Here is a 4770-nt window from a genome sequence, read left to right as displayed (position 1 = left end):
TCCACCGGCCGCCCCAAGGGCGTGGCCGTGCAGCACGCCGGGCTCACCAGCCTCTTCCACCACCATCTGCGGGAGTTCGCCGCACCGGCCCTGCGCGAGGCAGGGCGGGACCGCTTCCGGGTCGCGCTCACCAACTCCTTCTCCTTCGACGCCTCCTGGACCGAGCTGCTGTGGCTGGTCGCCGGGCACGAACTGCACGTCATCGACGACGACACCAGGCGCGACGCCGCCGCCCTCACCGCCTACGCGGCCCGCCACGCCCTGGACCTGCTCGACACCACACCGAGCCACGCCCGCCAGCTGGTCGACACGGGCCTGCTCACCGGCGCCCACCGCCCGCACGTCCTGGTGCTCGGCGGCGAGGCCGTCCCCGACGACCTCTGGGCCGAACTGCGCGCCACCGAGGGACTGAGCGCGCGCAACGTCTACGGGCCCACCGAATGCACCGTCGACGCCTTCTACTGCGACCTGCGCGACGCCCCCTCGCCCGTCATCGGCCACCCCGTCGACAACCTGCGCGCGCACGTCCTGGACACCGCCCTGCGCCCGGTGCCGCCCGGCAGCACCGGCGAGCTGTACCTCTGCGGCGAGGGCCTTGCCCGCGGCTACCTCGGCCGCGCCGCCCTGACCGCCGAGCGGTTCCTGGCCGACCCCTGCGGCCCGCCCGGCGGCCGCATGTACCGCACCGGCGACCTGGTGCGCAGCGCCCCCGACGGGCAACTCTTGTTCCAGGGACGCGCCGACGAACAGCTGAAGGTACGCGGCCACCGCATCGAACCCGTCGAGATCGAGGCCGCCCTGGCCACCCACCCCGGCATCGCCCAGTGCGCCGTCATCCTGCGCGAGGACAAGCCCGGCGTACGCCACCTGACCGCCTACGCCACCACCGCCCGAGGCACCACCGGCCAAGGCACCGCCGCCCAGGGGGCCGGCGCCCCCGAACCCGCCGCCCTGCGCGCCCACCTCGCCGCCACCCTGCCCGACTACATGGTCCCCGCGGCCTACGTGCTCCTCGACGCCCTGCCGCTGACCCCCAACGGCAAGCTCGACCGGCGCGCCCTGCCCGCCCCCGAGATCGGGGCGGCCCCCGACAGCCGCGCACCGCGCAGCCCCGACGAGGAACTGCTCTGCGGCCTGTACGCCCGGCTGCTCGGCGCCGCCCGGATCGGCATCGACGACAGCTTCTTCGCCCTCGGCGGCGACTCCCTGCTCGCGGTGCGCCTCGCCGCCCTCGCCCGGGACGCCGGGCTGGAGTTCAGCGCAGCCGAGGTGTTCCGGCACAAGACCGTCGCCGAACTCGCCCCCGCCGCCCGTCGCGCGGCGCCCGCCACCGGCGCCCCGGCCGCGCTGCCCGACCCGGAGCCCGCCGACGCCGCCGAGCTCCGCGCCGCCCACCCCGGCCACACCGACGCCCTGCCGCTCACCCCGCTCCAGGAGGGCATGCTCTTCCACGCCCTGTACGACACCGAGGCCGCCGACCCCTACCTCGCCCAGACCACGTACGAACTGACCGGCTCCCTCGACGCCGAGGCCCTGCGCGGCGCCTGCGACGCGCTCGTCACCCGGCACGAGAGCCTGCGCGCCGCCTTCGCCCGTACCGCGTCGGGTCGCACCTACCAGGTGATCACGGACGCCTGCGCCGCGCCCTGGCGGCAGCTCGACCTCACCGGCGAGGACCCCGACGGCCAGGCGCGGCTGCTGGCCACGGAGGAGGAGGCGGACCGCGCCCGGCGCTTCGACCTCGGCACGGCGCCGCTGGTGCGGTTCACCCTGGCCCGGCTCTCCGGCGACCGGCACGCCCTGATCCTGACGGGGCATCACATCGTCCTCGACGGCTGGTCCCTGCCCCTGCTCATGGGCGACCTGCTCGACGTCCTGAGCGAGGGTCCGCACACCCCCGCCCCGCACACCCCCGCCCCTCGCGCCGCCCGGCTGCGCGACTATGCCGCCCTGCTGGCCGCACGCGACCAGGACGCGGCGGACGCAGCCTGGCGCGCCGCCCTCGACGGCGTCGACGAACCGACCCTGGTCGCGCCCGGCGCGGAGGCCGCAGGCACACCGGTCGCGCCCGAGCAGGTGACCGTCGAACTCTCCGGCAGCGAGACCGAGTTGCTCACCGCGGCGGCCCGCGCCCGCGGACTCACCCTCAACACCGTCCTGCAAGGCGCCTGGGCGGCCGTCGCCGGCCAGCTGGCCGGGCGCGACGACGTCGTCTTCGGCTCCACCACGTCGGTACGGCCCCCCGAACTGCCGGGCGTCGAGAAGCTGGTCGGGCTGCTCATCAACACCGTCCCCGTGCGCGTACGGCTCGATCCGGCCGAGCCCTTCGCCCGGCTGCTCGCCCGGCTCCAGGACGAGCAGGCCGCGCTCAGCCCGCACCACCACACGGGACTGGCCGCCCTACGGCATGCCACCGGCCTCGACCGGCTCTTCGACACCACCACGGTCCTTGAGAGCCACCTGACCGGCGACGGCGAGTCCGTGCCCGACCGGCCCGGCTGCGGCCTCGCGGTCCGGGTCGCCGCCAGCCACGGCGCCACCCACTACCCGCTGTCCCTGGTCGCCGTCCCCGGCCGGGCCCTGCGCCTCAACCTCGGCTACCGGCCCGACCTGTTCGACCGGGACACCGCCACCGCGATCGCCGCCCGCACCGCACGGCTCCTGACCGCCTTCGCGACCGACCCGGACACGCCGGTGGCCCGCCTTCCGCTGGCCTCGGCCACCGAGCGCGAGAGGGTGCTGCGCGCCTTCAACGCCGCGACCCCGCCGGCCAGTGCCGGGAATCTGCCCGGCCGCATCGCCGCGCAGGCCGCCCGTACCCCTGACGCGCCCGCCCTGATCAGCGACGGCCGCACCCTGACCTACGCCGAACTCGACCGGGCCGCCACCCGCCTAGCACACCGCCTTCGCCACACCGGGGTGCGCCCCGAGGAGCCGGTCGCCGTCCTCCAGGAACGCGGCTGCGACCTCGTCGTCTCGCTGCTCGCCGTCCTGAAGGCCGGGGGCGCCTGCCTGCCGCTGGACTCCCGCTCGCCCGCCGGGCGGCTGCGCGCCATGACCGAGCGTGCGGGCGTACGCGTCCTGCTCACCGACCCGGCGTCCGACGCCCTGGCCACGGCCGTGCGGGCCCCGCACGTTCTGGACGTCACCCGGGACCCCAAACGGGACTTCACACGGGACGAACCGGTTCCGCCAAACCCCCTGCCCGACCTCCACCCCGACCAGCTGGCGCAGGTGCTCTTCACCTCCGGCTCCACCGGCGAGCCCAAGGGCGTGGCGCTCACGCACCGCGCCGTCCTGGACCTGGCCGGGGACACCGCGTGGCGCAGCGGCCACCACCGCCGGGTGCTCCAGCACTCCTCCCAGGCGTTCGACGCGGCGACGTACGAGATGTGGGTCCCGCTGCTGCACGGCGGCGCCGTCGTCCTCGCCCCGCCCGGCGAACTCGACGCCGCCGCCCTGGAGCACGCCATCACCGCCCACGGGGTGACTGCCGCCTGGCTGACCGCCGGTCTCTTCCGGCTGCTCGCCGAGGAGTCCCCGGCGTCCTTCCGGGGCCTGGGCGAAGTGTGGGCCGGCGGCGACGTGGTCCCGGCGCAGGCCGTACGGGCCGTGATGGACGCCTGCCCCGGCATCGTCGTCACCGACGGCTACGGACCCACCGAGACCACTGTCTTCGCCGCCCGCCACCCCCTGCACGACCCCTCCGAGATCCCCGCCACGGTGCCCATCGGCCGCCCCCTCGACGGCGTCAGCGCCTACGTCCTGGACCACGCGCTGCGCCCCGTCCCGCCCGGCGCCCCCGGCGAACTCCACCTCTCCGGGCCCGGCCTGGCCCGCGGCTACCTCGGCCGCGCGGCCCTGACCGCCGAACGGTTCGTCGCCGACCCCTTCGGAGCCTCGGGCGGGCGGATGTACCGCACCGGCGACCTGGTGCGGTGGACCGCCGACGGTGTCCTCGTCTTCCTCGGCCGCGCCGACGACCAGGTCAAGGTGCGCGGCTTCCGCATCGAACCGGCGGAGATCGACGCCGCCCTGACCCGGCACCCGGACGTCGCCCAGAGCTGCGTGATGCCCCGCGAGGACACCCCCGGCGTCAAGCGCCTGGTCGCCTACGTCGTGCCGCCCGCCGGACGAGACATCCCGGACGCCGGTGAACTGCGCGCCCACTTGGCGCCGTTGCTCGCCGAGTACCAGATTCCGGCGGCCTTCGTACCCCTGGAGCGGCTGCCGCTGACCGCCAACGGCAAGGTCGACCGGCGCGCCCTGCCCGCCCCCACCTTCACCACCGGCCACACGCACCGCGCCCCGGACGGACCCCGCGAGGAACTGCTCTGCGCGCTCTACGCCGACGTGCTCGGCCTGGATCAAGTCGGCCCCGACGACGGGTTCTTCGAACTCGGCGGCGATTCCATCGTCTCCGTACGCCTGGTCGCCCGGGCCCGCGCGGCCGGTCTCGCCCTCACCCCGCGTGACGTCTTCACCGGGCGGACGCCCGCGGCCCTGGCTGCCGCCGCCCACGTCCTGCCCCCGGACGCGGACACGGCACCGGCCGACGACGCACCGCCCCCGCCACCACCCGCGATGGACGCCACGGAACTCGACGAGCTGCTGTCCGAATGGGAGACGACCCAGTGACCACGCCAACGGCTCCCGCGGGCTCCGGCCCCCGCCCCGAGCGATCCGAGCACTCTGAGCGCCCCGAGCGCCCCGAGGTGCTGCCCCTCACCCCGCTCCAGGAGGGCATGCTCTTCCACTCCCTCTACGACC

The 4770-nt window shown here is 75.8% G+C and carries 1 protein-coding gene; it reads left to right on the top strand.

Features of this window, described 5'->3' with window-relative positions:
• Positions 1-21 precede the first annotated feature (21 nt).
• Positions 22-4638 (top strand): amino acid adenylation domain-containing protein, encoded by a 4617-nt coding sequence (locus ACQKIP_RS40050; RefSeq protein ID WP_427745297.1) that lies wholly within the window; start codon positions 22-24, stop codon positions 4636-4638.
• Positions 4639-4770 lie beyond the last annotated feature (132 nt).

The organism is Streptomyces sp. NPDC059900, from assembly GCF_050270335.1.
In the GTDB taxonomy this organism is placed as follows: domain Bacteria; phylum Actinomycetota; class Actinomycetes; order Streptomycetales; family Streptomycetaceae; genus Streptomyces.
This window is presented reverse-complemented; position numbering and strand designations above follow the sequence as displayed.